Source organism: Sphingomonas sp. BK345 (assembly GCF_014193845.1).
In the GTDB taxonomy this organism is placed as follows: Bacteria; Pseudomonadota; Alphaproteobacteria; order Sphingomonadales; family Sphingomonadaceae; genus Sphingomonas.
In genome coordinates, this window is the sequence record NZ_JACHZX010000003.1 from 400,204 (window position 1) to 424,860 (window position 24,657).

Consider the following 24,657-nt stretch of genomic DNA (forward strand, 5'->3'; position numbering starts at 1 on the left):
TCACTCGCCCAGCTTGTCGACCTTGTCGCGCAGCTGCGCCAGCTCGGCCTTGAGCGCGGCGATCTCGCCGTCCTTGCCTGCCGCGGGTGTGGCGTCCGCCGCCGGCGCCGGGGTGGCGCCCGGCTTGAACGCGTTCGCCGCCGCCTCGAACATCTCCAGGTTGCGCTTGGCGATCTCGGCGAAGGGGGAGCCCGCGAAGGCACCCTCGACCGCGGTCTTGAACTGCGTCTGGTTGCGGCGGAAGCTCTCCATCGACGCCTCGAGATAGTCGGGCACCATCGCCTGCATCGAGTCGCCGTACAGCGCGATCAGCTGGCGCAGGAAGTTGACCGGCAGCATGGTCTGGCCGCGGCTCTCCTCCTCCATGATGATCTGCGTGAGGACGTTGTGGGTGATGTCCTCGTCGGTCTTGGCGTCGACCACCTTGAACTCGCGCCCGGCGCGGGTCATCGCGGCGAGATGCTCGAGCGTGATGTAGGACGAACTCTCGGTGTTGTAGAGCCGGCGGTTGGCGTATTTCTTAATGACGACCACGCCGTCGCCCTGCTGTTTCTTCATCGCGCGAGCCCCCATGACGGATAGTCCCTTCGGTAACGCACAATTTTTCGCGCCGCAACACAAGCGCGACGTGCCTCGCCCGTTGCCGCTGTTCCTCGACATGCTGCGCCGCGAGACCGCAGCATCCTCCGAGCGTCAGACCGCGGCGCTCGCCGGACTGCGGCGCTACCAAGAGGCGCCGCGCGGGCGCCGGCGGATGAAGCCGGTGCGGTATCGCCGCGGTGCGGCACGGCTGCGCGACGGCGGCGGCGCGACCGACGCGCCGCCGGTGGTGCTGGTGCCGTCGCTGATCAACCCGCCCTCTGTGCTCGATCTCGCGCGCGGTCGCTCGCTGGTCGACCATCTCGCCGGCGCCGGCCTGCATCCCTGGCTGCTCGACTGGGGTCATCCGCGCGCGCGCGACGCCGCGCTCGACCTCGCCGGCCATGTCACCGAGCGGCTGCTGCCGCTGCTGGCGCGGCTCCACCGTCCGCCGCTGCTGGTGGGCTATTGCCTGGGCGGCACGCTGGCGCTCGCCGCGGCGGCGCTGCTCGGCCCACGCTGCGCCGGCGTGGCGACGGTGGCGGCGCCGTGGCGCTTCACCGGCTATGGCGAGCGCGCGCGCGCGGCGATGCGCGCGTCGTGGCAGCAGGCCGAGCCCGCCTGCCGCGCGCTCGGCGTGCTGCCGATGGAGGTGCTCCAGTCGGGCTTCTGGCAGCTCGACCCGGCGCGCACCGTCGCCAAATACGAGGCGCTCGCGACGACGGACGCGGCGACGCTGGCGCGCTTCGTGCTGCTCGAGGACTGGGCGAACGCGGGTGCGCCGCTGACCTATGCGGCGGGGGCGGAGCTGTTCGGCGCGCTGGTGGGAGAGGACGCGCCGGGCGGGGGTGCCTGGCACGTCGGCGGGCGCGCGGTCACGCCCGGCGACCTGGCCTGCCCGTCGATCGAGTTCGTCTCGCTGAGCGACCGCATCGTCCCCGCGGCGACCGCGGCGGGGCTGGACGAGCGGCGCGACGTCGGCGCGGGACACGTCGGGATGATGGTCGGCGGCCGCGCGCAGGCGCTGCTCTACGATCCGCTCGCCGAGTGGCTGCGCGGGGTCGCGGGGTGAGCGCGGCCGCTCGGTCGCCCGCCTCAGGTCCAGCGTCGCTCCAGCCGCCGCCCCAGGCCGGTGAGCAGCTCATACTGGCTCGTTCCGCTCGCCGCCGCCATCGCCGGCAGGTCGGCGTCGAAGCGCAGCCAGTCGCCCTCGTCGACGTCCACCCCCGTCGCGTCGAGTGCGACCAGGTCCATCGAGACCCGCCCGATCACCGGCAGCGGAGCGTCCCCGGCATAGGCGCGGCCGCGATCGGAGAAGGCGCGATAATAGCCGTCGGCATAGCCGAGGTTGGCGATCACCACCGCGGTGTCGGCGCGCGCGCGCCACGTGGCGTTATAGCCCACCGTCTCGCCCGCGCGCACCAGGCGGCGCTGCAACACCTCCGCCGCGACCGTCGCGACCGGGCGCAGGGCATCGCCGAGCGCGGCCACCGGCACCCCGCCGTAGAGCGCGAGGCCGGGGCGGGTGAGGTCGAAGTGATAGTCGACGCCGAGCGCGATGCCCGCCGAATTCGCCAGGCTCAACCGCTTCGCCGCGGTGCGACCGGTCAGCGCGGCGAAGCGCGCGCGCTGCACCGCGTTGAGCGGGTGGCCGGGCTCGTCGGCGCAGGCGAGATGGCTCAGCAGCGTGTCGAGCGCGAGCCCGTCGAGCAGCCCGTCGGCGACCTCCTCCGGCGCCAAGCCGAGGCGGTTCATGCCCGTGTCGACCATCACGTCGCACGCGCGCCCGGCGCCCGCCTCGCGCCAGCGCCGTACCTGCGCTGCGGTGGAGAGGACCGGGCGGACGCCGGGCAGGTCGGCGAGGGCGAGATCGGCCGCGCGCGCGCCGTGGAGCACCGCGATCCGCGCCGGACCGCCGGCGAGCGCGGGGGCGAGCGCGGCCGCCTCGGCCCAGGTCGCGACGTAGAAGTCGCGGCAGCCCGCGTCGGCGAGCCGCGTCGCCACCGCGACCGCGCCGAGGCCGTAGCCGTCGGCCTTCACCGCGGCGCCGCACGCCGCCGCGCCGCTCAGCCGCGCGAGCGCGCGCCAGTTGGCGGTGAGCGCGGCGGCGGAGCAGTCGAGGCGGTGCGGGGCGTCGGTCATCGCGCCTGCGCCTAGCGCGCCCGCGCGCGCGGCGCCACCGCGCGGGGCTTTACCCGACTCGACGCGGCCGGCAGGACGGTGCGATGAACGTCCTGATCCTCTACGGCTCGTATCGCGCCGATCGCACCGGCATCCGGCTGGCGCGCTACCTCGTCGATCGGTTCGCCGCGCGCGGTGACGCGCCGACCTTGGTCGACGCCAAGGACGTGGGGCTGCCGCTGCTCGACCGGATGTACAAGGAATATCCCGCTGGCGAGGCGCCTGCGGCGATGGAGCGGCTGGCCGGCCAGATCCGCGACGCCGACGCCTTCGTGTTCGTGACAGGCGAGTACAACTGGGGTCCGCAGCCGGGGCTGAAGAACCTCACCGACCATTATCTCGAGGAGTGGTTCTGGCGCCCCGCCGCGGTGGCGAGCTACTCGGCCGGACGGCTCGGCGGCGCGCGCAGCAACAGCGCGTGGCACGCGATCCTGCCCGAGATGGGGATGCCGGTGATCTCCAGCACGCTGGTGGTCGGCCCGATCGCACAGACGCTCGACGCGGAGGCGCGCCCGACCGGCGGCGCGGGCGAGTCGCTGGAGCGCCAGTTCGGCCGCTTCGCCGACGATCTCGCCTGGTGGGCGGAGGCGGCCAAGGCGCAGCGCGGGCGGGTCGCGCCGCCGTACTAAGCTCGCGCGCGGCGGTCGCGCCTCACGCGTCCCAGGCCGTCACCAGCGCCTCGCCCACCGCGGGGCGCAGCGTAAAGATGCCGCTGTCGTGATGCCGCGTCGGGTGGACGCGGTTGGTCAGCAGCGTCCAGGCGAGCCCGCGCGCGGGGTCGATCCACAAACCGGTGCCGGTGAAGCCGGTGTGGCCGATCGTCCCAGCCGAGCAGGCCTGACCCCCCGACCAGCCGTCGTGCCGTCTCTCCCAGCCGTGGGTGCGCACGCCCGCGACCGGGGTGCGCATCGCGTCGAGCGCCCTGGGCGAGTCCTGACTGCCGTCGAGCAGCGCCTGCGCCGCGTCGAGCACGCCGTCGATCGTGCCGAACAGACCGGCGTGGCCGGTGCGGCCGCCCATGGCGAAGCAGTTCTCGTCATGCACCTCGCCCTGCAGCACGCGCCCCCGCCACGTGCAGGACTCGGTCGCGACCGCCGGACCGGGCGGCGGCGACCAGGCGAGCCCGTCGCTCCCCAGCGGCAGCTGGTCCAGCCCCGCCCCGGTCAGCCGCTCGAGCGCGATGCCGAGCAGGATGAAGTTGATGTCGGAATAGACCGGCGGCCCGTGGCGCCACTCGCGCTGGAGCACGAAGGCGCGCAGCCGCGCCGGATCGTCGCCATAGGTGTAGATCGGCTCGACCGCGGGCAGGAAGGTGCGGTGCGCGAGACAGTCGCGGAAGGTGATCCGCCGCTCCGCCGCGCCGGCGACGTCATATTGGCGCAGGTCGGGGATCGCGTCGGTGAGCGGGCGGTCGAGGTCGATCCGTCCGGCGTCGGCGAGACGCAGCACATGGCGGGTGGTGGCGAGCACCTTGCTGACCGAGGCGAGGTCGAACCAATGCGCGCGCGTCAGCGGCTCGGGAGCGGGCACGCGGCGCGCCCACCCCCTCCAGCGCACTGCGCGCGCGCCCTCGCGAGTCACCGCGCCGAGCGCGGCGCCGGGGATCCTGCCCGACTCGACCGCCGCCGCGGCGGGAGCGAAGCCGGCCTCGACCGCGCGCTCGATCACGCCGCGTCGCTATCGTCGGCGCGCGGGCGCAGTCGCGCCAGCCACGGCAGGAAGGGCAGCGCCGCCAGGCTCAGCGCGCCCGAGAGCAGGAAGAAGCCGTCATAGCCGATCGCGCCCACCATCGTGCCGCCCGCACCCGCGAGGAGCCGCGGCAGCAGGAAAGCGAAGCCGGTGAGAAAGGCATATTGTGCGCCCGGGAAGCGCGGGTTCACCAGCAGCGAGAGATAGACGACGAACACCGCCCCCGCCATGCCGTTCCCGAACTGGTCCGCCGCGGTGGAGAGGTACAGCACCGGCTCGCCGACCGGCTGGTGCGCGAGCCAGACGAAGCCGAGATTGCCGATCGCCGCCACCCCCGCCCCCAGGGCGAGCGCCAGCGGCATCGGCGCGCGCGTCACCAGCCAGCCCCCGGCACCGACGCCGGCGACGCTGGCGGCGAGCGCGACCAGGCTGTCGGCGCGGCCGATCTGGCTCAGGCTGTAGCCCAGCCCCTTTATCATCGGCTTGGCGAGATTGAGCGCGAGCACGTCTCCCATGCGATAGATCGAGACGAACGCCATCAGCCCGATCGCAGCGCCGCCATAGCGCCAGAAGAAATCGACGTAGGGGCCGAGCGCGGCGGAGCGGCGCAGCCGTGACTCTGGAGTCGCGCGGCGGATCCGCGGCAGCGCCGCCGCCATCGCGACGAACGGCAGCAGGCAGAGCGCGAGCACATAGGGGGTGACGTTGCTCGCGCCGCCCAGCCCCGCGCTGGCGGCGAGCGCCAGCGCGACCCGGCCCAGCGCGGCGGTGGCGATCGCGACCGCGCCGAGGATCACCGCCGCCGCGGCGAGCCCCGCCGCCAGCGCGGCCCAGCGGCCGCCGCGCGCGTCGTGCCCCGGCTGCGCCTCCCCGGCGACGAGCAGCGGGAAGGGCAGGAACGCCGCGGCGGCGATCGCGAGATAGGCGGCGGTCCAGCCGGCGGTGTCGGCGATCAGCAGCGCGCCCGACCCGGCGGCCACCATCGCGCCGCGATAGCCCCACAGGTTGGCGGCGACGATCGGCCCCTGCTGGTCCTGCGTCGGGTAGAGCTCGATGCGCCAGGCATCGGCGGCGATCTCCAGCGTCGTCGTCCAGAAGGCGAGCAGCACCGCGAACAAGGCGGTGAGCGGCAGGCTGGTGTCGGCGGCGGTGAACGCCATCGCCGCGGTGGAGGCGGTGATGCCGAGCTGCGCCAGCATGATCCAGCCGCGCCGCTTGCCCCAGAAGTGCGCGAAGCCGGGCACGTCGTAACGGTCGAGCAGCGGGGCCCAGACGAACTTGAAGGTCGGCAGCAGCTGCACCCAGGCGAAGAAGCCGATCACCCCGAGCGCGACGCCGTGCGCCTGCAGCCGGAGCGCGAGCACGGTGGAGAAGAGGTAGAAGGGCAGCCCCGCGGCGAAGCCGAGCAGCGCGTACAGCGGCATGCCATGCGGCACGGTCGCCGGCGTCGAGGCGGCGGGCTGGGGAAGGTCGAGCGCGACCGCGGCGTCGGTCATCGATGCTCCGCTGGAGACGAGCGGAGGAGCCTCCGCCGCCCCGATGCGTGCGTCAAGCCGCCCGCGACAAGCAAGCGGCGGAACGCGGCGCCGGGCGGACGATCAGTGCGCCAGCAGTTGGTCCAGCTCGCGCGACAGCGCCTCGAAACGGTATGGTTTGGCGAGGAAGCGGCCGTCGTCGGGAATCGCGGCGCCAGTCGGGCGGGTGTCGCCCGAGGTCAGCAGGATGCGGATCGCCGGCCAGCGACGGTGCACCTCACCGGCGAGCTGGAGCCCGTCCATCGACCCGGGCATGCGAATATCGGTGAACAGCACCTGGACATCGTCACTGCGCTCGAGCCGCGCCAGCGCCTCGTCGGCATCGCTCGCCTCGATCACGCGATAGCCTGCCTCGGACAGCGCGTCAGCGCCGATCATGCGGACGAACAGCTCATCCTCGACGAGGAGGACGGTGGTGCCGCATGCCTGACCCATTAGCTGATCTACCCTGTTGATCTATCGGACTAACCCTTCCGACATCCGGGGCGTTCCGCGGCAACCGCCTAACCTAGGTAGAAGCTGGCACTCAGCTTCGCCCGCGCAGCCGCGCCAGCACCGCCAGGCCCAGCCCAGCGCCGACCGCGGTCGCGGCGGCCAACTTGTGGCGGCCGGCGGCGTCGTACAGGCTGATCGAGCGGCCGTGCTGGTCGTGCGAGCGCTCGCGTCCGCCGACGAACGGCGCCGCGAGATTGTCGCGCCGCGTCGGCGCGCGCGTGCGGTCCTGAATCATCGGCAGCAGCTTGTGGCCGAGCTTGTCGAGCAGCGGCGGGAAATGCTCTGCCACCAGCACCTGGAGGCGGCCGGTGCCGCCGACGGTGATGTCACGCTTGGGATGCTGCGCCGCTTCGAGGATCGCCTCGGCCACCAGTTCGGGGGCGTAGACAGGCGGGGGCAGCAGCGCGGCGCCGTCGAGATGATTGGCGGCGTGCTCGGCGATGGGCGTGTCGATTCCGGAGGGCTTCACCAGCGTCACCGAGATCGGCAGGCGATCACCCTCGATCTCGATGCGGAGCGAGTCGACATAGCCCTTCACAGCGTGTTTGCTCGCGGCATAGGCACCCATGCCCGCGGTGGGGATGTCCGACACGATCGAGCCGACGGTGATCAACGCGCCGCCCTCGCGCTGGAGCTGCTCCACCGCGGTGAGGCAGCCGTGCACCGCCCCGAGATAATTGGTGCGCATCAGCCGCTCGTGCTCGTCCATCGGGGTGTCGACCAGCTTGGCATAGATCGCGACGCCCGCAGCGTTGACCCAGGTGTCGATGCGGCCGAAGCGCTCGACCGCCTTGGTGGCGGCGCGCTGGACGTCGCGCAGGTCGCCGACGTCGGCGGTGGCGAACTCGGCCTGCCCGCCCGCCTCCTCGATCTCGCGCGCGATCGTCGCCAGCGCGTCGCTGTCACGCGCGACCAATACCACTTTGGCGCCGCGCTTCGCCGCCGTCCGTGCCGTGACCAGCCCGATGCCCGAGCTGGCGCCGGTGATCAGGACCACCTGCTGGTCGATCGGCTTGAGCTGCGGCGGCATCGGTCATCCTCTCGTGATTGCGCGACAGGTAACCAACGCGAGCAGCGATGGGTTCATCGCGGACCGTCGCCGGCGCGCAGCGTCGTTAACCAAGCCGAAAGGCAATGTAGATCAGACACATCCTTCCCTGACATCGATTGACACAGCGGCGACGGAGGCCAGACATGCCGGGCATGACTCAACGCCCCTCCTGCGACGTGTCGCTCACCCCCGAACTCGAGTCGGTCATCACCGACGCGCTCGCCTCGGGGGAATACGGCAACGCCAGCGAGGTGGTCCGCACCGCGCTCAAGCTGCTGCGCGACCGCGGCACGCCCGGCGCGGCGCCCTCCTGGCCGGTCGGCGGGGGGGAGACCGGCGGGCTGATCCGCGCACGCGATTGGGGGCGCAGCGCGCTCGGTCCGCTCGCGGACTGGACGCCGCAGCTGCGCACCACCGTGGCCAACGTGGTCAACTCGCCCGTCCCTAAGGTGCTGATGTGGGGTCGCGAGGGCGTGATGCTCTACAATGACGCCTATCGCGCGGTCGCGGGCGCCCATCATCCCGCCGCGCTCGGCCAGACCGCGGCGAGCGTCTTTCCCGAGATCTGGGACTGGAACCGCGCCATCCTCGAGCGCGGCTTGAAGGGCGAGATCGTCTCGTATCGCGACCAGCCGCTGACGCTGCTGCGCGACGGCGTGCCCGTCGAGCTGATCTTCGACCTGTTCTACACGCCGGTCTACGAGGCCGACGGCAGCGTCGGCGGCGTGCTGTGCACCGTGATCGACAATACCGGGCGGATCGAGCTGGAGCGCCAGCTCGCCGACAGCGAGGCGGAGCTGCGCACCGTCACCGACGCGCTGCCGCTGCTCGTCTCCTTCATCGACCGCGACCACGTCTTCCGTTTCGCCAATCGCTATTACCTCGACTGGTTCGGGCTGAGCCCCGAGCAGGTCGTCGGCCGCCACGCGTGCGACGTGATCGGCGCGGAGAATTACGCGCAGCGCCGACCGCTGATGGATCGCGCGCTCGCGGGCGAGACGATCGAGTCCGACTCGGCGATCCGCCACGGCGACGGCAGCCTGCGTCGCGCGGACGTGCGCTACCTGCCACGCCGCGCCGCGGACGGGAGCATCACCGGCTTCCAGGTGATCGTCTTCGACATCGAGGATCGCGTCCGCCGCGAAGAGGCGCTCGACGCCAGCAACGCGCGCTTCCGCGCCGCGATGGAGGCGATGCACGGCGTGCTGTGGACCAATGACGCACACGGTCGAATGATCGGCGAGCAGCCCGGCTGGGCGCTGCTGACCGGCCAGCGACTCGAGGACTATCAGGGCCACGGCTGGTCCGCCGCGGTCCATCCCGAGGACGTCGCGCCGACGCTCGCCGCCTGGGAGCAGGCGGTCGCGGCCAAGTCGACCTTCGTGTTCGAGCATCGCGTCCGGCGCCACTGCGGCGTCTGGCGCACCTTCGCGATCCGCGCGGTGCCGCGGCTCGATGACAAGGGCGCGATCGCCGAGTGGGTCGGCGTCCACACCGACATCACGCACCAGCGCGCCGCCGAGGCGGCGCTGCGCGACCATGCCGAGCAGCTCGAGCGCCAGGTGCGCCACCGCGAGCGCGCCGAGGAGCAGTTGCGCCAGCTCAATGAGACGCTGGAGACTCGCGTGATCGACGAGATCGCGACGCGCCGGGCCGCCGAGGCGAAGCTGGCGCAGGCGCAGAAGATGGAGACGGTGGGCAAGCTCACCGGGGGCGTAGCACACGATTTCAACAACCTGCTTCAGGTCGTCTCGGGCAACCTACAACTCTTGCAGAAGGACATCGCGGGCAACGAGCGCGCCGAGACGCGCGTCGCCAACGCGCTGGCGGGCGTGTCGCGGGGGTCGCGGCTGGCAGCGCAACTGCTCGCCTTCGGACGCCGCCAGGCGCTCGAGCCCAAGACGGTCAACGTCACCCGCTTCGTGCGCGGCATGGACGACATGCTGCGCCGCGCGATCGGCGAGGGGATCGAGGTGGAAACGGTGTTCGGCGGCGGGCTGTGGAACACCTTCATCGATCCCGGCCAGATCGAGAACGCGCTGCTCAACCTCGCGATCAACGCGCGCGACGCGATGGAAGGGCAGGGCAAACTCACAATCGAGCTGGCCAACGCGCACCTCGACGACGCCTATGCGCGCCGCCACGACGAGGTGACGCCCGGCCAATATGTCATGCTGGCGGTGAGCGACACCGGCAGCGGCATGACACCGGAGATCATGGAGAAGGTGTTCGAGCCGTTCTTCTCGACCAAGGCCGAGGGCAAGGGCTCGGGGCTGGGCCTCTCGATGGTGTACGGCTTCGTCAAACAGTCGGGCGGGCACGTCAACCTCTACTCCGAGCCCGGTCACGGCACGACGATCCGGCTGTACCTGCCGCGCGCGCTGGAGAGCGAGGATGTCGAGGTGGCGGTCGATACCGGGCCGATCACCGGCGGCAGCGAGACCGTGCTGGTGGTCGAGGACGACGACGAGGTGCGCGCCACCGTGGTCGAGCTGCTCGCCGATCTCGGCTACCGCGTGCTCAAGGCGGTCGACGCGCAGAGCGCGCTCAGCGTGGTGGAGAGCGGCATCGCCATCGACCTGCTCTTCACCGACGTGGTGATGCCCGGCACGCTCAAGAGCCCCGAGCTGGCGCGCAAGGCACGCGAGCGGTTGCCCGAGATCGCGGTGCTGTTCACCTCAGGCTATACCGAGAACTCGATCGTTCACGGCGGGCGGCTCGACGCGGGCGTGGAGTTGCTCTCCAAACCCTACACGCGCGAGGCGTTGGCACGGAAGATCCGGCACGTGCTCGCCAACCAGCGCCAGCGCGCGGCGCTGCGGCCGCGCGCCATTCCGGTCACGAGCCAAGCGCCGGCCGCGACCCCGCCGCGCGCGACGATCCTGCTGGTCGAGGACGACGCCCTGATCCGCTCCGCCACCGCCGAGGTGTTGCAGGAAGCGGGTCAGGTGGTGGTCGAGGCTGCCAGCGCGGAGGAGGCCATGGCGGCACTTCAGACCGCGCCGATCGACGTGCTGATCACCGACATCCACCTGCCGGGCACCTCGGGGCTGGCACTGGCCGAGCGCGCCGTCGAGCTACGCCCGGGTATCCGCGTCGTAGTGGCGAGCGGTGACACCGGCTCGGTCGACGCCGCGGCGGCGGGGGTGCGGCTGCTGCCGAAGCCTTATGGCGCGGCCGACCTTCTGCGCGCGATCGGGGCGACTGGGGCGCCGCGCGCACTGGCGCGCGAGAGCGAGGTCTAGTCCGGCGCCAGCGGCGCCGCGTCGAGCCATCGCCGCGGCCGCCCGCTTCGCGAGGACGCGGGCGGGAAGGACACTCGCTCGGCGTGGGTGACCCTGTGGTCAGATGAGCACGGCTCAGATGACGACCCAGAAAGATGCCGCGAGGTCGGCATCACATCCGGAACGGTGATCGATGTTAGGTCCGGCCATTGACTCGCGCGATGGCGGGTGCATCTTAGATATATGCCGTTCGCTGTTCTCTTTCAGCGCTTTCGCAGCCACGCGGGTCAACTCGCCGCACGCGGTTAGCCCGGGCTCGACGGCTTGCTCGCTCGAGTTCGGGACCTTCCGACCGATCCGCCGGAACGTGACCGACACGTTCTCGGCCTCGAGATTGCGAGAGCATGGACATGGAAAACGGTCTCAGACAGCGCGACCTCGCGGTCGCGTCTTCCCCTCATCGTTCCGGCGACTTGGATGCTGCAGTTGGCCCGCGAGCCGGTCGCTCCGCTGATGCACGCGGTGGGCGTAATGAGGCGGAGGAGCGCAGCGCTGGGTGGAGAGGCGCGCTGGCACGGTTCGTCGACGTCGACCTGCTGCTGATGATCCTCTTCTTCGGCCTGCCCCTGCTGGCCCTCTGCGTGCTCTCGTCCGAGTGACGCATCGATCGCGTCATGCGCCCAGGCAAGCGACGCGGTAAGAGCCCGCAGCGCCGACGATGGTCAAGGATAATGGCGCCAGCGAAGCGGCGAAGTCGCTCTATCCGGTCGCCCAGCTGGAGAGCTGGGCCGACCGGATAGAGCCGACTACGTGGTGGGCGTGGCAAGGATTGAACTTGCGACCCCTGCGATGTCAACACGAACCCCGCAAATGAGCAAGCCCCGCACCCCACCAAAAACTGCCTAAAAATCAGAGCTTTGACCTACGCTCTTCGAAAGCTTACCCGTGGGCGGTGGGCGGTGCAACAGCAGCTTCTTCCCCCGTGTTGTGACAGGATTGTGATTTGCCCAACATGGCCGCTGCCCCATTGCAGACCCTTTTGAACTCCCAACGGGCTTCATCGCCATCGATCTAAGGCCCTTGGCAGTTGGAGTGGAACCACTCCGATAAACGGCGGCCCGATGAGCAGCACATGATCCTCTTTTCTGCCGACCCTCCGCCGCAACCTTGGCTACAGCTCAACACCTGCCCGGCCAGTGCCTTGCCCCCGTCGCGCTTAGCCACTGGAGGAGGGCGGCGCGCAGAAATAATCCCGCGTTTGCCAATCGTTTAAGATCGGGAGTTGCCGGACAGCTTTAGTGGCTGGCTGAGGAGGACCTCCGCCAACCTCTTTAGCTGTAAACCCTCGACCGCGTCTGAGATGAAGCGATCTCGATCGGTGGATGTAATTTCATAGGCATCCCGCAGCAATGCGACGATCTGATCACGGATGCTCCCGAGCTGAGCGACACCGGTCTCGTAAAGCTCTGAGGTTGGGTTGGCTTGATCGTGGCATCCATGCGCCGGTCCCACAAGAACCACTCCAAGGCAATTAGCTCCCTCACTATGGTCTGAGAGCCAGCTAAGGTGGTCAAGCGACTGCGAAACATCGTCCTTTGAATATCGCGATCCATCAAGCTTATCTGTTTTGAGTTCTAGACCGAGAAGGACGCCGTCATCCTTATCTATCCATAGAACATCGGGTCCAGTGCCGTGATCGTTGTCTGGGCGAGACGCGATGAAGCCCAAGGTTTCACCCAAAAGACGAACGGCCTCTTCCATCTGGGCCGGACTGCCGCCGTCGAGTGGTGCAAGATCTCTCTCAAGCCTGGATAACTGACGAGTGAAACTCTCCCGGCCCAAGCTCGTAAGCATAATCAGTTGTGACACGATCCTTCGTGTGGGCATGGCACTTATTTGGCTGACATAGGCGGGACCTGTCGAAACGATAAGATTTAAGCCTAGCTGTCCCCTCGCTCTCACGAAGTGCAGGCGTGATTGGTCTACATCCCTCTCCTGATGAAGAGCGGCGCCGATCCAAAGATTGTGCCAACCCGCCAGCTTCTCATCGGCGCGGGCAGTGTCGGCAACGATTGTGTCTAGCGCCGTTCTGGCGCCTTGAAAATCTCGGTTCCAAATCGCTTTTGCATACTCAGCCTCGGCCTTCGCCGCTTCGAGGTTTCGCTCTTCCGATCGTTTCGCGCGTTCGGTTTTTTCCTCCGCCACGTCTCCGGCATTCAAGAATTGCGAATAATAGTTCAGCCAGCTCTGGTCACGGGGACGCGAGGAAATCACCGTTTCCAAAAGTGACTCCACCGCGGGCAGAGTCCGTACGTTCATCCCATCTTGAACGCTGCGGCCAAGCAGGATCTGACGTTTGAGCAAATCAGGAAGCATCGCAACATGTTTGTCATTTGCGAGCCACGTATTAAGGTCTCTTCCTGCGATCAGGAAGGCCCCGTAATCTGACCTACCGCGATTGATACGACCGAAAAGCTGTACAAGGCGGTTTGCTATACGAGAAGCGGCAAAGGTCCTCATCTGAAGATACTCAAATTGGTACCGTTCAAGCAGGCTTTCGCCTCTGGGTACGCCGTCTAATACCATGACTCGACAAGTGTCATGTGGAAGGTCAATGCCATCAACTCTGTTGACAAGAACAAAGGCGCCACTATTCGACTGCCTAAACATGTTAAGTTCAGCTGAGAAGTTTGCCGGTTGCGGTGGTTTCGCCACAGATTCCCACTCGCGTGCCTTCGGGTAACTTGGAACAGCCACCAGGACCTTATGCTTTCGCTTCAAGCCGCCAACGAATGAAGAGTCGATAGGGGATGCTATTAGCTCCCTCTCCGTTAGAATGAGTCGCTCGCCATTGCCTGCATCGTTTGTAGGTTCAATGATGACGGTAGGTGACCGGCCAAAGGCGCGCACAATATCTGCCTTATTGTGCAGTGTTGCAGATAAATAGATCCGTCTAACCTTGCGATCGAATACATCTAAAGCGAGCGACGGTAAAAAAGGCGGCGTCAGCTCTATGACGCCCGAGCGAACAACAATGGCGCAGTTCGCGAAATGATCCTTCAGATGCTCATAGGCATACTTCAGGTCATCATCTGATCCAGCCTGTGCAGCGACAAAGGCCGCCTCGATCTGCGCCGACACGTTGCTGACCAAGTCAGGCGGCACAAGGACCGCTTGCGGCATTCGCGCTGTGTCAAAGGAATCTCGATAGATCCCCTCTCGGCCAAGCTCACGAAAGCCGGGAAGGAACAGGTTTGCCAAGGAGGCATGTAACTGAGCATGGCTTGCCTGCTTGACGGTCAGGGTGAAAGCGCTTCTCATATTAGCTTCTGCAACATGAGCATCATCGAAGATGATGGCGTCAGGAAAAAAGCGTCGTCGAAGCCCACTTAGACCGTTGAAGACAGCATGATAATTTGTGATGCAGAACGTCTTACCGGATTCAAACAGGTCATTGTCAAACTTCGATTTGATGCGGGTCGTCACGTCAATCCCTACGGCCCGCGCCTGGGCTGCCGTTTGAAGAACGAGGTCATTGGTGGGGCAAACGTATAATACGTTCTCAAGGCCCTCATTGCACAAGCTTTTTGCAATAAGGACACCAACCAGGGTCTTACCTGCCCCAGTGTTTAGAGAAAGCAGAACATCTGTCTTATCCCTTTGACGATGCCAAGACGAGAGGGCGTCTGATTGGCCGCTCCACAAATCGTTTGGCGCGCCTTGCAGGCGCGGCAGGCTAGCAAATATTTTGTATGGGTCGGTTTGAGCTTTCGTGGCTTGCGGAAGCGCGAGCTTGGAGAAATCAAATGTCATAGCCATCCTTGCGACTTCGCGAGCTTCATACCGTGGCTTACTGAGAGGCCTTATTCAATATGGTGCGACGTGGGCGGCTTCTTGCCAAGAGAGGGTTGCCGATCTCGCCACGAGTAAGTAGTTCCGTCTATCTCAAACACTGCCTGTAGGCCAGGTACGCGATACTTGCCGATTGGCGGCGGCAGGCGGAGCTGCCCCGGCTAACCAGTGGCATGGCTAGCAGCGCCGCAAAGCCGTGGCTACGAACCATCTTCATAACGGGGGCAATTTGGTGCCGATGGGCATCGATGGTTGCGGGTAGCCCTCCCTTCAGCCGCCGATGGTGCCGGCAATCACAGCGTGGACAGGGCAATCCGTGATAATCTGGCCTAGCGCATGCTAACGTCTTCGCGGCTTCGATCCGGGCCTTGTGCTAGCGGAGGCGCTAAGTCCCGTTCGCAAAGCGGTGGATCAGCGCTTTAGCTTAGTTCGGGTGTTGTTCCCCTGCGGCCCCCTACAGATATCTTGCTGGCTTGCGGCGGCGGCAGGTACTCTCAGATTTGACCCGGGGGCAGATTCTGCCGCCATCGTTCACAATAAGCTGAATGGAACCGCTCGAATCGCCCGCGGGGTGATTGGCACCACGTGTACCCCCTCCCTTACCTATGGGTAGGACGGGTCATCTGCTTCGGCTGCACTCCAGAGCCTTCAATTGGCTCACGCCCTTGCACGAGCCGGGGCTTCCGCGCAGGATTGCGGGCGAAGAGGTGCAAGGTGCTAGGAGCCAGGGCATACATGGACCAACATCGTCATGGCCAGTAAACGCAGCCTTGTCAGCGCTGAAGCGAGCAAAGCCATGCTCGACAGCTCGAACGAAGTGATTAAGACGACGCTCGGAGATATCATCCGGGGCTGCCCCCCCCGCAGATGCGTTTCCCGGCCCGCGGTATTGTTTCCGAGCGGTACGCCAGATCCCGCCGACTGCCGCCGATTTTCTGACTCCGCACGAGACAGGGAGGTTGCTAGATCGTGACCCTTGTCTCCGTCGCGCGCTATCTGCTTTTGACGCCCTCAAAGATGCCGAAAAGCTGATTGCGACGGTTCCGTTTTTCCGGAAACATAAGGCCGTTGGCGGGACTATCCCGGCTAGCGCGGGCGTTCTCAAGCCGACACCATCCAACGAACACCCTTCTCACGTCTCTTGGTGGCCGAACTCCGCGCACCGCCATGCCCACTTTCACGGGGCTGCAGAGTGATGCCGATCCACGTAGAAGGCGTTGGAACGCTTCGGGAGCGACAAGTCCTGATCGAGTACGATGGACCGCAGCTCGCTGTGTGGAGAGACCAGGTAGGCGGCGATTACCTAGCGCTTCACCTGCCCGACGAGTTGGGCCAAGAGCGTTGGCTTCTGGCCCGGTCAAGCCCCAAGCGCCTGTCACACATCAAAGCCGCACGGCTTGATCTGCGTTCTGCGTTCGCCGACGCCGAATTAGGCGTGGTTCACATCCTAACGCTAATTGGTCCCGCGGCAGCCACTGCCGTGCAGGTGGAACCATCTACGCTGCCAGACGACTTGTTGCCGGAGCGAGAGCAGTTCCTCACACCTCCCGATCAAGCGCGGCAGCTGGCTACCTCTACCGCCGTGGCTGTCGAGCAAGCTTCGATGCCAGTGGAGCTAAGAGATCCGGCTCCGCTCTGGGAGATTTCCCCAGCCGCAATAGCATATCTGAAGTCGATCCGGACTCCTGTCCAAATTTCCTCGGCTCACAGTGGAAGGCTTGTCGCCGATCTTATCCTGCGTCCATCGGACGGCCGTACAGATGTGCCTGTCACGGCTTTAGGAGCATTCCTAACCAGCACCCAAAAGCTCGTGGATGCGTTGGCCTTGGAGGAGGATCACGGGCGGAGAGGGCCTGTGAAGGCGGCAATTAAAACGTGGACCCAACTGGACGCAGTGGCGTCATTTCCCTCTTCCTTCGCTTTGAGGGTAGAGAGTCACTCTGGCAGTGTCGATCCCCTCACGTACGGCAAAGCTGCTTTCAAGAAATTGCTTGCTATGTTAAGTGCTGCAGATGATCGGGAAAAGCTTCTGGTCATTACGAGTGGAATGAGCGGCCGTGCGGTAGCCCATTATCGCGCATTCACTAAGGCCGTGATGAACAGCGAAGCCGGCTTCCGAGCGGTGGTGGGCTTCCCTGACGAGGCTCATGCGTCAGAGGTACAAATAACAGCTGAGCAAGTCGCACGGACGTACCGCCAGCTTGAGGCCAATATAGCCACAGAAACCACCACCGTGACCTTGACCGGGCGTTTGGTGGCCCTGAGCCTAAAAACACGCTTCTTCCTGATTGAGACAGACAACGAAAGCTACTCTGGCAAGGTCGACGAAAACGCTCTATCGAAGGTAAATCTCTCCAGAATTGGAGGGACCTTCATCGCGAAATTGGCTGAGAGCTTCGAGGTTAGCGATGTGACCGGAGAAGCCCTTATTCGTCACACGCTTCAGGATCTGCAGGAAGTTAGCGCGCGATAAACGCTGGCGCGACCAATCCCTAATTCGCGAGCTATCATTGTCGGCCGTTTGCCATCCGCATGCAGCTTGCGAACAAGCTCCATGTCAACAGTTGGTTTTCGCCCTTTATAGATGCCGGCTTCCTTGGCTTTCGCTATTCCATCAGCCTGCCGCTCTTTGCGGATATCCGCTTCGAAGGCGGCCACGGCCCCGAGAATCGCCAGCATCAAACGCCCCGACGAGCTATCCGTGTCCACTCCCGATTGTTGAAGGCATCGGAACTGGACCCGCTTGATGTGCAGATGGTCGATTATCGCGAAGAGATCGCCTACGCTGCGCGCTAGGCGATCGAGTCGGGTGACGACCAGCGTGTCTCCCTCTCGAACAAACTCCAACGCCTCGGCCAGCTCTTCCCGGCCATCACGCGTCCGCCCAGATCGCTTCTCCCCGAACACTCTCGCGCAGCCAGCCGCGCGCAGCAGCTCTAGCTGGATGTCGAGGCTTTGTCCGGTCGAGCTGACGCGTGCGTAACCAACGATCATCTTACTTTCCGTCTCAATAGGGCCTAGACCCTACCGACTCGCACGACCTCACGCCTATGGTCAACCCTAGTGAGACGTCGTCGAGTGTCTCATGGACCGCTTCGCTGGGGTATACCCATTCGGACAGCGAAGCCGATCATGCGGCTGTGGCCCGCTGTCGGGCAGCCGGGCGGCCTGCGAGGCTGCGTATGCCCGAAATTGCCCTAGGAGCGGCGTACGGCGTTAAAAGGATGCGCGGACAAGCCGACCTACCTGACGCAACGCGATTGCCGTCCTGGGCCTTCTGAGAGGCTCGTTGGTATGCGCGCGAGACTCTAGTCGTCTACGGAGTTCTTCGCTCTAAATAAGAGCCTGCGTCCGCGGCGGCATTATGGCCGGGCCTCCACGCCGTCCACCATCCTACGTCTTGGTTCTAGAGCGTAAAGCGTCGTGGCCGGGCGATCCGTCAAATTCCAGCTCAGCTTGGCAGCTGGCGGCTCTCCACAACTAATCAGCGGTGGCGCCGGCGCGAGCTGCGGCGGCGTTCCAGCCGCAGGCTGTTCCCACCTTCTTTCTATTTTCCATTCTGCCTTTCTTCTATATTCTATGAAACCACATTATATGTGGATTAAACCACATTATATGTGGATTGAAACCACATTATATGTGGTTTGAACCACATCATACGCGGTGTTAAACCACATTATATGTGGATTTAAGCCACATTATATGTGGATTTATACCACCTAATATGTGGATTGAGGCCGCAAGAATGGTGTTCTGGTATGGCTTCAGTCGCAGGTTGAAACCACATTGTATGTGGTTTGGATCGTCACAGGTGCTAGCAAATCGCACTAGATGCGGATTGAAGCCGCCGTTTCCGCTCAATGGCGCCTTTGTGTAGGCGGTAAAGGCCCGGCGGATGAGTCTAAATTCGATCGGCAATGCAAAGCGCGTACCTGTTCGAGGCGCCACGTCATTGCTTTGCACCCGTTTTCATCAGGACGGAGTGAAGCTCCGTCTTCTGGCTGCGGAACTTAAGGAATGAGGCAAGCCTCGGCAGCATATTCCTCAGGACCCGTCCACCACTTCGAGCCATGCGATCTAATCAGCGGCATCAACCATCGGCGAGCAGCCTAGATCGCCGACTTCGCAATCAATGGATCAGTTGATTGATCGCTACGTGCCGGCTGCTCGCCGTCTCATCCGCTGCCGCGCGCGACCCAGCGATTGGGGTGTGACCCCCCTGATTGACAGCTGAAGGGGGGTCGAAAGTTGAGGAGTTCCGCCGATTTCCGACAAATTCCCTGCTGGGAGTCGGCCAAAGAGGAAAGGGGTGCGATTGGGTTCCGCTGTCACGAGATCACGCGTTTGAGGCCGCCGCCCTATTTAGCCGTTCGATCCTCCGCGCCGTTGCTCCACCGCCTACCCTGAAGCTTGATTGCCAACTCTGTTGGCCGAAGGTGAGTGTAGCGAAACAACATGCGTGGGTCGCGATGGCCGGAGATGATCGCCACTTCGGGTAGCGAAAGGCCAAGCTCGAAAAATCGGGACACGGCCTCATGCCGGAGGTCATGAAAACGCAAATCGATTAGGCTCGACCGACGCACCGCCCGTGTCCATGCAAGCTTTAACGCGTTAGCGGTGATCGGAAAGACCTTGTCGCCACTGCGATCCAGCCCCTCAAGGATCTGCAACGCGCCGTCGGTCAAAGGTATGGTTCGTGGTTGCCCCGTTTTCGTATGTGGTATGTGTGCCATTCGCTGGCGCATGTCGATCCAGCGCCATTGTAAGTCGATGATCTCTCCGCGCCGCAAGCCGGTCTCAATGGCCAGACGCACGATCGGGCGAAGCCACGTGTTACGCGACATATCGATGGCGGCTTCCAGGCGTTCATACTCTCCCACCTCCAAACGCCGATTCCGAGCATTTCGCAGCGCAGGCTGCCGCACGTCGCGGACGGGATTGCTGGCTAAGCAGTAGCCCCACTCTTTCTGCGCTATGTCGAAGGCGTGCTGGAGTAGCGACAGCTCCCTCCGGATCGTGCCGGCCTTAACGCTAGTAAGGCGCCGGTCGCGGTAGTCCGCTATGTGTCGCGACTCCAATCCGGACAGCGACACACGCCCTAAGCTGTCCCTTTGCATTTGTCGGAGCCGGTATCTCTCGGTAACCTCGCTCCGCTTTTTCGGAGTGACCTCCTCTAGGTAGCGTTCCAGCAGCTGCGCTACCGTAATCGATTGCAATATGCTGCGAGATATTGGCATCTCACCTGCCTCAATCTTCGCTTCTTGAACCGTCGCCCAAGCCGAAGCGGCGGCCTTGGACGAGAAGGTTCGTGATTGCGCCGGCACGCCCTTGCGGCGAATCTGGACGGACCACCGCTGCCCGCGCTTCGTGATTGTAGCCATTCGCTTCCTCGTGTGACAAAATTGCTTCACGAGCGAAGGCCAAGGCTGTTTTCAGCCGATTTCCTCACCGGCTGGTGAGACAAAAAATGCCAACATCCCAAAGGGATGCTGGCATTTTTTGGTGGTGGGCGTGGCAAGGATTGAACTTGCGACCCCTGCGATGTCAACACAGTGCTCTACCACTGAGCTACACGCCCGAGGGTGGCGCCTCTAACCGGCCTCGGCGGCGGGCGCAAGCGCCTTTTCGCGCGCGCCTCAGATCAGCTCGTTGGCGGCGTCGACGTCGAACAGCCGCTCGACCTCGAGGACGAGGTCGCGAAGGTGGAACGGCTTGGAGAGCACGCGCGCCTGCGGCATCGTGTTGCCCGCCTTCAGCGTCACCGCGGCAAAGCCGGTGATGAACATCACGCGCATGCCGGGCGCGAGCTCCTGCGCCTTCTGGGCGAGCTCGATCCCGTCCATCTCGGGCATGACGATGTCGGTGAGCAGCAGGTCGAACCGCTCCTCGGTGATCAGCGGCAGCGCCGCGGTGCCGCGGTCGACCGCGGTGACGGCATAGCCGGATCGCTCCAGCGCGCGCGTGAGATACTCGCGCATCACCGAATCATCCTCGGCCAGAAGAATCCTGATCATCACGTGTCCATGCTCCCGAGCCGACCCTTATGCCCGATCCGCATTGATTTTTCCACCAGCGGACATGGTGAACGAACGGCCTTGCCGTCCCATTAAGCCATAACGAGCGACGATGCGTTGCGGTGCCGCGGCGGGTTCCATAGGGTCGCGCGCAGATGACGCGCAGCTTCCGACTGATCGGCGACACGCCGCCCGCCTCGCCGGTGGTGGTGTCGGTGCCGCACGCCGGGCGCGACTATCCGGTCGCGCTGCGCGACTCGCTGCGCGCGCCGCTGTCCTGCCTCGCCACGCTGGAGGACCGGTTGGTCGACGCGCTCGCGCTCGCCGCGCGCCGCGACGAGACGCTGCTGGTACAGGATACGCCGCGCGCCTGGATCGATCTCAACCGCGCCGAGCACGAGCGCGACCCGCTGCTCGATGACGGCGCGCGCGGCGGCGCGCCGCTCTCGGCCAAGGTGCGCGCGGGCATCGGGCTGGTGCCGCGGCGGACCGCGGCGGCGGGCGAGCTGTGGCGCTGCAAGCTCAGCGCGGGCGAGGTGGAGGCGCGGATCGCGGCGGCGCACCGGCCCTATCACGCCGCGCTCGAGGACGCGCTGACGCAGGCACGCGTGCGCTTCGGCTGCGCGGTGCTGCTCGATGTCCACTCGATGCCGCCGATCGCCGGCGGGCGGACGCGGCTGGTGATCGGCGACCGCTTCGGCCGCGCCGCCGGCGCGCGCTTCGTGGCGCGGGTGGAAGGTGCGGTCCGCGCGGCGCGGCTGGGCTACACGCTCAACACGCCCTATGCGGGCGGCCATATCCTCGAGCGTCACGCGCGGCCGCACCAGGGCGTGCACGCGATCCAGCTCGAGCTCGACCGTTCGCTCTATCTCGACCGCCGTCTCGAGTCGCTCGGCGGGGGGGCGCCAGCGATGGTGGCGCTGCTCCGCACCGTGATCGACTCGCTCGCGGACGAGGCGCTCGCCGCGACCGGCAGCACGCCCCTCGCGGCCGAATAAAAAAAACCACCGCGTGCAAGCACGCGGTGGCCAAGGTTCAGGGAGGAGACACGCCAAAGGCGTGTCATACGGGCTCGCGAAAGGGGGGACACGAGCGCCGTACGCCATTAACTTAGGAACACGGTTTTTGGTTGCAACCCCTTCGACGCGAAATGTCGTCTCGTTGCGATGAGCCGAGCCGACGCGGCCGCGGGCTCACGCGCCCGGCAGCATGCGCGCCAGCACGCGGTCGCGCAGCACGAGGTGGTGCCGAAGCGCCGCGGCGACGTGGAGCAGCACCAGCGCCAGCATCACCCAGCCGAGCAGCCCGTGCGCCTTGGCGGCACCCTCCGCCGCGGGAGAGATGGCGGGCAGGTAGGGCAGGTCGAATGCGCCGAACCAGCTGAGCGGCCGACGCCCCTGCGGCCCCGATACCATCACCCAGCCGCTCAGCGGCAGGGCGACGAGCAGCAGGTAGAGCGTCCAGTGCGTCGCGTGCGCCGCGCCCCGCTCCCAGCTCGGGGTGTCGGCGGGCAGCGGGGGTGGGCGGTGTGCCAGCCGCCAGGCGACGCGCAGCGCGGTGAGTGCGAGCACGGTGAGACCGATCGCCTTGTGCGCCGGCATCAGCGCGCGCAGCGCGGGAATCGGATCGTGTCCAAGCCCCACCACGATGTTGAAGATCACCAGGGCGGCGATGGTCCAGTGGAAGGCGACGGCGACGCGCGAGTAGCGCTCGCCCCGATATGCCCGCGTCGCCATCGCCGTCTCTCCCGCTGGTGGTTACATCGTCAGCTGCGGCTGCGGCATCTTGCCCAGTCGCACCTGCCGCGCGAAGATATCGCGCATCAGCGACAGCGAGAACAGGTGCGCGTAGAGCAGCGGCAGCAGGCCCGACTGCGAGATCTTGCGCAGCTGGTCGCCGCGGAGGTCGACCAGCTTCTGCTCGTCGACCATCTGGAAGCCGCGATACACGAACGGCTGTTCGACGCCGTCCTGCTGGATCGACACCTCGCCCTCCATCAGCAGGCCGAGCTCGCGCACCTCGTTCATGAACTGCGCCGTGCGCGCCGCGGCCTGCTCGAAGTTCTCGTTGAACTGCAGAATATTGCGCGTCAGCTCCGTGGGCTGGCCATTCTCGAACAGCGCGTCGCCCTGGTCGAACGCCCCGATCGTCGGCGAGGTCGGGTCGAAGCACAGCGACAGCTCCTGCGCGTCCGGGGTTAGGCGCGCGAGCATGTAGGGGTAGCGGCGGACATAGGCGGGGACGTAGATCGTCTCCTCAAGCAGCTTGCCGCTGTCGTCGAGGAAGACGTTGACGCCCTCGTTGAGCCCCATCAGCGCCAGCGGGATGGCGTCGTCACCCGAGGAAAAGACGATCGGCATGTGCCGCTGCACCAGCGGAAATTCCTCTACCGTCAGCGGGATGGCGTGCTGGTTGGCGAGGAAGGGCGCGACCGTCGAGGGCTGCACCTTATAGTTGGCGTGCGTCTCGCTCGAGAGCGGCTCGAGGCCGTTGTAGAAGAGCGGCAGTTGCGGCGCGCTGGCCATGCGAATCTCCAAAGGACGGTGAGGGTTGGCAGTCAGGTCGCGGCGCGTCGCCCCCGGTCGCCGCGCGGATGGTCGCCGGGGTTATTCACTGCCGCGGCCGGGCGCAAGCGCGACGAGCTTGCCCGGATTGAACAGCTGGCCCGGATCGAACGCGCGCTTGATCGCGCGCAGCGCGTGGAGCCGCGCCGGCGGGCCGAGCCGCTCGAGCTCGGCACGCTTCATCTGCCCGATGCCGTGCTCGGCCGAGATCGAGCCGCCCGCCGCGGCGACCAGGTCGTGGACGAAGCGCGAGACGACGGGCACCTGCTCGGCATACCAACGCACCGGATCGGTGCCGGGCGCGGCACGAACATGGAAATGGACGTTGCCGTCCCCGAGATGGCCGAAGCCCGAGGCGCGTGTGCCGGGGAAGCGCGCGTCGCACGCCGCGGCGGCCTCGACCATGAAGCGCGGCATCGCCTCGACCGGCACCGAAATATCGTGCTGGGCAGCGGGGCCGGTGGCGCGCTCGGCGTCGGAGATCGACTCGCGCAGCCGCCAGAACGCCTCGGCCTGCGCCTCGCTCTGCGCCAGCGTCGCGTCGGCGATCTCGCCCGCCTCGAGCGCGGCCGCGAGCTGCGCCTCGACCAGCGCGGCGGGGTCATCGCGCGGGTCGTCGGCGGTGACCTCGAGCAGCACGTGCCAGGCTTGGCGCCCGCCGAGCGGCGCGCGCGCGTCCGGCAGATAGGCCAGCACCGCGGCGAGCGACTCGTCGGGCAGCAGTTCGAAGCTCTCCAGCGCGGGCGTGGCGCGCTGGAAGCGGCGCAGCAGCGCCATCGCGGCGTTGGGGGAGGCGACGCCGGCCCAGGCGACCGCGCGCGCCGCGACCGCGGGCACCAGCCGCAGCGTCGCGGCGGTGACGGCGCCCAGCGTTCCCTCGGCGCCGATCAGCAGCTGGTCGAGGTCATAGCCGCGATTATCCTTCTTCAGCGCGGCGAGCCCCTCGTGCAGCGTGCCGTCGGGCAGCACCGCCTCGATGCCGGCGACCAGCCCGCGCATCGTGCCGAAGCGCAGCACCTGCGTCCCGCCCGCGTTGGTCGATACCAGCCCGCCGACGGTGGCGTTGCCCTTGGCACCGAGCGAGAGCGGGAAGCGGCGACCCTGCGCCAGCGCGGCGGCGTGGAGGTCGGCGAGCACCACGCCCGACTCCGCCACCACCAGCCCTGCGGCGGGGTCGAGATGGCGGATCCGGTTCATCCGGCGCAGCGACAGGATCGCGGCGCTGCCGTCCGCCGGTGGGGTTGCTCCGCCCACCATCGAGCTATTGCCGCCCTGCGGCACCAGCGGCACCGCGAGACTGCGCGCGGCGACGACGATCGCCTGCACCTCGGCGGTATCGCGCGGCTGGAGCAGCAGCGCCGCACGGCCCTGCCAGCGCCGCCGCCAGTCGATCAGCCAGGGCGCGATCGCGTCCGGATCGGTGACGATCGCGCCGGGCGCGAGCTGCTGGGCAAGCATTTCGGCGAGGCGGTG

19 protein-coding genes and 1 tRNA gene are annotated in these 24,657 nt (G+C 66.4%); 6 read left to right on the plus strand and 14 right to left on the minus strand.

What is annotated here, in order from left to right; all coding sequences use genetic code 11:
- Positions 1-558 (minus strand): polyhydroxyalkanoate synthesis repressor PhaR, encoded by a 558-nt coding sequence (gene phaR, locus FHY03_RS11300; protein ID WP_183922213.1) that lies wholly within the window; start codon positions 556-558, stop codon positions 1-3.
- Between the two features lie 70 nt (positions 559-628).
- Here phaR and FHY03_RS11305 point away from each other — a divergent pair, with 70 nt between their 5' ends.
- Positions 629-1,651, plus strand: a complete 1,023-nt coding sequence (locus FHY03_RS11305) for an alpha/beta hydrolase (protein ID WP_311721383.1) — start codon at positions 629-631, stop codon at positions 1,649-1,651.
- 23 nt (positions 1,652-1,674) lie between these two features.
- Here the strand turns inward: FHY03_RS11305 and alr are convergent, their stop codons facing one another.
- Positions 1,675-2,721: an alanine racemase gene (gene alr, locus FHY03_RS11310; protein WP_183930819.1), complete on the minus strand. Its 1,047-nt coding sequence runs from the start codon at positions 2,719-2,721 to the stop codon at positions 1,675-1,677.
- 83 nt (positions 2,722-2,804) lie between these two features.
- On the opposite strand from alr, the gene FHY03_RS11315 reads away from it, so the two are divergent.
- A complete protein-coding gene (locus tag FHY03_RS11315) occupies positions 2,805-3,389 on the plus strand; it encodes an NADPH-dependent FMN reductase (RefSeq protein WP_183930821.1) in 585 nt (194 codons plus the stop codon).
- A 22-nt stretch (positions 3,390-3,411) separates the two neighbouring features.
- On the opposite strand, the gene FHY03_RS11320 is transcribed toward FHY03_RS11315, so the two are convergent.
- The 4 genes from FHY03_RS11320 to FHY03_RS11335 form a co-directional block, all read right to left on the minus strand.
- The gene (locus tag FHY03_RS11320) at positions 3,412-4,428 is read right to left on the minus strand and encodes a serine hydrolase (RefSeq protein ID WP_183930823.1); all 1,017 of its coding nucleotides are present in this window, start codon (positions 4,426-4,428) and stop codon (positions 3,412-3,414) included.
- Entirely contained in the window at positions 4,425-5,945 is a 1,521-nt protein-coding gene (locus FHY03_RS11325; RefSeq protein ID WP_260158881.1) for a permease, read from the minus strand. Before FHY03_RS11325 ends, FHY03_RS11320 begins: the two co-directional genes overlap by 4 nt.
- Before the next feature lie 102 nt (positions 5,946-6,047).
- Complete coding sequence (locus tag FHY03_RS11330) at positions 6,048-6,419, minus strand: response regulator (RefSeq protein ID WP_183922205.1); 372 nt, start codon at positions 6,417-6,419, stop codon at positions 6,048-6,050.
- A gap of 91 nt (positions 6,420-6,510) precedes the next feature.
- Positions 6,511-7,509 (minus strand): SDR family oxidoreductase, encoded by a 999-nt coding sequence (locus FHY03_RS11335; protein WP_183922203.1) that lies wholly within the window; start codon positions 7,507-7,509, stop codon positions 6,511-6,513.
- 173 nt (positions 7,510-7,682) lie between these two features.
- Between FHY03_RS11335 and FHY03_RS11340 the strand changes: the two genes are divergently transcribed.
- Together FHY03_RS11340 and FHY03_RS11345 are read left to right on the plus strand one after the other, a co-directional pair.
- Positions 7,683-10,775, plus strand: a complete 3,093-nt coding sequence (locus FHY03_RS11340; protein WP_183922924.1) for a PAS domain S-box protein — start codon at positions 7,683-7,685, stop codon at positions 10,773-10,775.
- A 383-nt stretch (positions 10,776-11,158) separates the two neighbouring features.
- Positions 11,159-11,413 (plus strand): hypothetical protein, encoded by a 255-nt coding sequence (locus tag FHY03_RS11345; RefSeq protein ID WP_183922201.1) that lies wholly within the window; start codon positions 11,159-11,161, stop codon positions 11,411-11,413.
- Between the two features lie 610 nt (positions 11,414-12,023).
- On the opposite strand, the gene FHY03_RS11350 is transcribed toward FHY03_RS11345, so the two are convergent.
- The gene (locus tag FHY03_RS11350) at positions 12,024-14,567 is read right to left on the minus strand and encodes a DEAD/DEAH box helicase family protein (RefSeq protein WP_183930825.1); all 2,544 of its coding nucleotides are present in this window, start codon (positions 14,565-14,567) and stop codon (positions 12,024-12,026) included.
- A gap of 1,234 nt (positions 14,568-15,801) precedes the next feature.
- Here FHY03_RS11350 and FHY03_RS11355 point away from each other — a divergent pair.
- A complete protein-coding gene (locus tag FHY03_RS11355; protein WP_183930827.1) occupies positions 15,802-17,079 on the plus strand; it encodes a DUF6575 domain-containing protein in 1,278 nt (425 codons plus the stop codon).
- Here FHY03_RS11355 and FHY03_RS11360 read toward each other — a convergent pair.
- The 4 genes from FHY03_RS11360 to cpdR all read right to left on the minus strand — a co-directional run bounded on the left by FHY03_RS11360 (position 17,049) and on the right by cpdR (position 20,620).
- The gene (locus FHY03_RS11360) at positions 17,049-17,600 is read right to left on the minus strand and encodes a recombinase family protein (protein ID WP_183930829.1); all 552 of its coding nucleotides are present in this window, start codon (positions 17,598-17,600) and stop codon (positions 17,049-17,051) included. The genes FHY03_RS11355 and FHY03_RS11360 overlap by 31 nt on opposite strands.
- A 1,364-nt stretch (positions 17,601-18,964) precedes the next feature.
- A complete protein-coding gene (locus FHY03_RS11365; RefSeq protein ID WP_183930831.1) occupies positions 18,965-19,987 on the minus strand; it encodes a site-specific integrase in 1,023 nt (340 codons plus the stop codon).
- A gap of 122 nt (positions 19,988-20,109) precedes the next feature.
- Positions 20,110-20,184: transfer RNA gene (locus tag FHY03_RS11370), tRNA-Val, on the minus strand.
- A gap of 58 nt (positions 20,185-20,242) precedes the next feature.
- Complete coding sequence (gene cpdR / locus FHY03_RS11375; protein WP_183922199.1) at positions 20,243-20,620, minus strand: cell cycle two-component system response regulator CpdR; 378 nt, start codon at positions 20,618-20,620, stop codon at positions 20,243-20,245.
- A gap of 155 nt (positions 20,621-20,775) precedes the next feature.
- Between cpdR and FHY03_RS11380 the strand changes: the two genes are divergently transcribed.
- Positions 20,776-21,618, plus strand: a complete 843-nt coding sequence (locus FHY03_RS11380; RefSeq protein ID WP_183930833.1) for an N-formylglutamate amidohydrolase — start codon at positions 20,776-20,778, stop codon at positions 21,616-21,618.
- Positions 21,619-21,813: 195 nt separating this feature from the next.
- On the opposite strand, the gene FHY03_RS11385 is transcribed toward FHY03_RS11380, so the two are convergent.
- The 3 genes from FHY03_RS11385 to FHY03_RS11395 all read right to left on the minus strand — a co-directional run bounded on the left by FHY03_RS11385 (position 21,814) and on the right by FHY03_RS11395 (position 24,642).
- Entirely contained in the window at positions 21,814-22,356 is a 543-nt protein-coding gene (locus FHY03_RS11385; RefSeq protein ID WP_183930835.1) for a cytochrome b, read from the minus strand.
- Between the two features lie 21 nt (positions 22,357-22,377).
- Complete coding sequence (locus FHY03_RS11390; RefSeq protein WP_183922193.1) at positions 22,378-23,145, minus strand: SapC family protein; 768 nt, start codon at positions 23,143-23,145, stop codon at positions 22,378-22,380.
- A gap of 81 nt (positions 23,146-23,226) precedes the next feature.
- Complete coding sequence (locus FHY03_RS11395) at positions 23,227-24,642, minus strand: FAD-binding oxidoreductase (protein ID WP_260158932.1); 1,416 nt, start codon at positions 24,640-24,642, stop codon at positions 23,227-23,229.
- Positions 24,643-24,657: the final 15 nt, after the last annotated feature.

Coding starts and splice junctions, on each gene's coding strand:
- phaR (WP_183922213.1), bottom strand. CDS start 558: ATGAAGAAACAGCAGGGCGACGGCGTGGTCGTCATTAAGAAATACGCC.
- alr (WP_183930819.1), bottom strand. CDS start 2,721: ATGACCGACGCCCCGCACCGCCTCGACTGCTCCGCCGCCGCGCTCACC.
- FHY03_RS11315 (WP_183930821.1), top strand. CDS start 2,805: ATGAACGTCCTGATCCTCTACGGCTCGTATCGCGCCGATCGCACCGGC.
- FHY03_RS11325 (WP_260158881.1), bottom strand. CDS start 5,945: ATGACCGACGCCGCGGTCGCGCTCGACCTTCCCCAGCCCGCCGCCTCG.
- FHY03_RS11330 (WP_183922205.1), bottom strand. CDS start 6,419: ATGGGTCAGGCATGCGGCACCACCGTCCTCCTCGTCGAGGATGAGCTG.
- FHY03_RS11335 (WP_183922203.1), bottom strand. CDS start 7,509: ATGCCGCCGCAGCTCAAGCCGATCGACCAGCAGGTGGTCCTGATCACC.
- FHY03_RS11340 (WP_183922924.1), top strand. CDS start 7,683: ATGACTCAACGCCCCTCCTGCGACGTGTCGCTCACCCCCGAACTCGAG.
- FHY03_RS11345 (WP_183922201.1), top strand. CDS start 11,159: ATGGACATGGAAAACGGTCTCAGACAGCGCGACCTCGCGGTCGCGTCT.
- FHY03_RS11350 (WP_183930825.1), bottom strand. CDS start 14,567: ATGACATTTGATTTCTCCAAGCTCGCGCTTCCGCAAGCCACGAAAGCT.
- FHY03_RS11355 (WP_183930827.1), top strand. CDS start 15,802: ATGCCGATCCACGTAGAAGGCGTTGGAACGCTTCGGGAGCGACAAGTC.
- FHY03_RS11360 (WP_183930829.1), bottom strand. CDS start 17,600: ATGATCGTTGGTTACGCACGCGTCAGCTCGACCGGACAAAGCCTCGAC.
- FHY03_RS11365 (WP_183930831.1), bottom strand. CDS start 19,987: ATGGCTACAATCACGAAGCGCGGGCAGCGGTGGTCCGTCCAGATTCGC.
- cpdR (WP_183922199.1), bottom strand. CDS start 20,620: ATGATCAGGATTCTTCTGGCCGAGGATGATTCGGTGATGCGCGAGTAT.
- FHY03_RS11380 (WP_183930833.1), top strand. CDS start 20,776: ATGACGCGCAGCTTCCGACTGATCGGCGACACGCCGCCCGCCTCGCCG.
- FHY03_RS11385 (WP_183930835.1), bottom strand. CDS start 22,356: ATGGCGACGCGGGCATATCGGGGCGAGCGCTACTCGCGCGTCGCCGTC.
- FHY03_RS11390 (WP_183922193.1), bottom strand. CDS start 23,145: ATGGCCAGCGCGCCGCAACTGCCGCTCTTCTACAACGGCCTCGAGCCG.
- FHY03_RS11395 (WP_260158932.1), bottom strand. CDS start 24,642: ATGCTTGCCCAGCAGCTCGCGCCCGGCGCGATCGTCACCGATCCGGAC.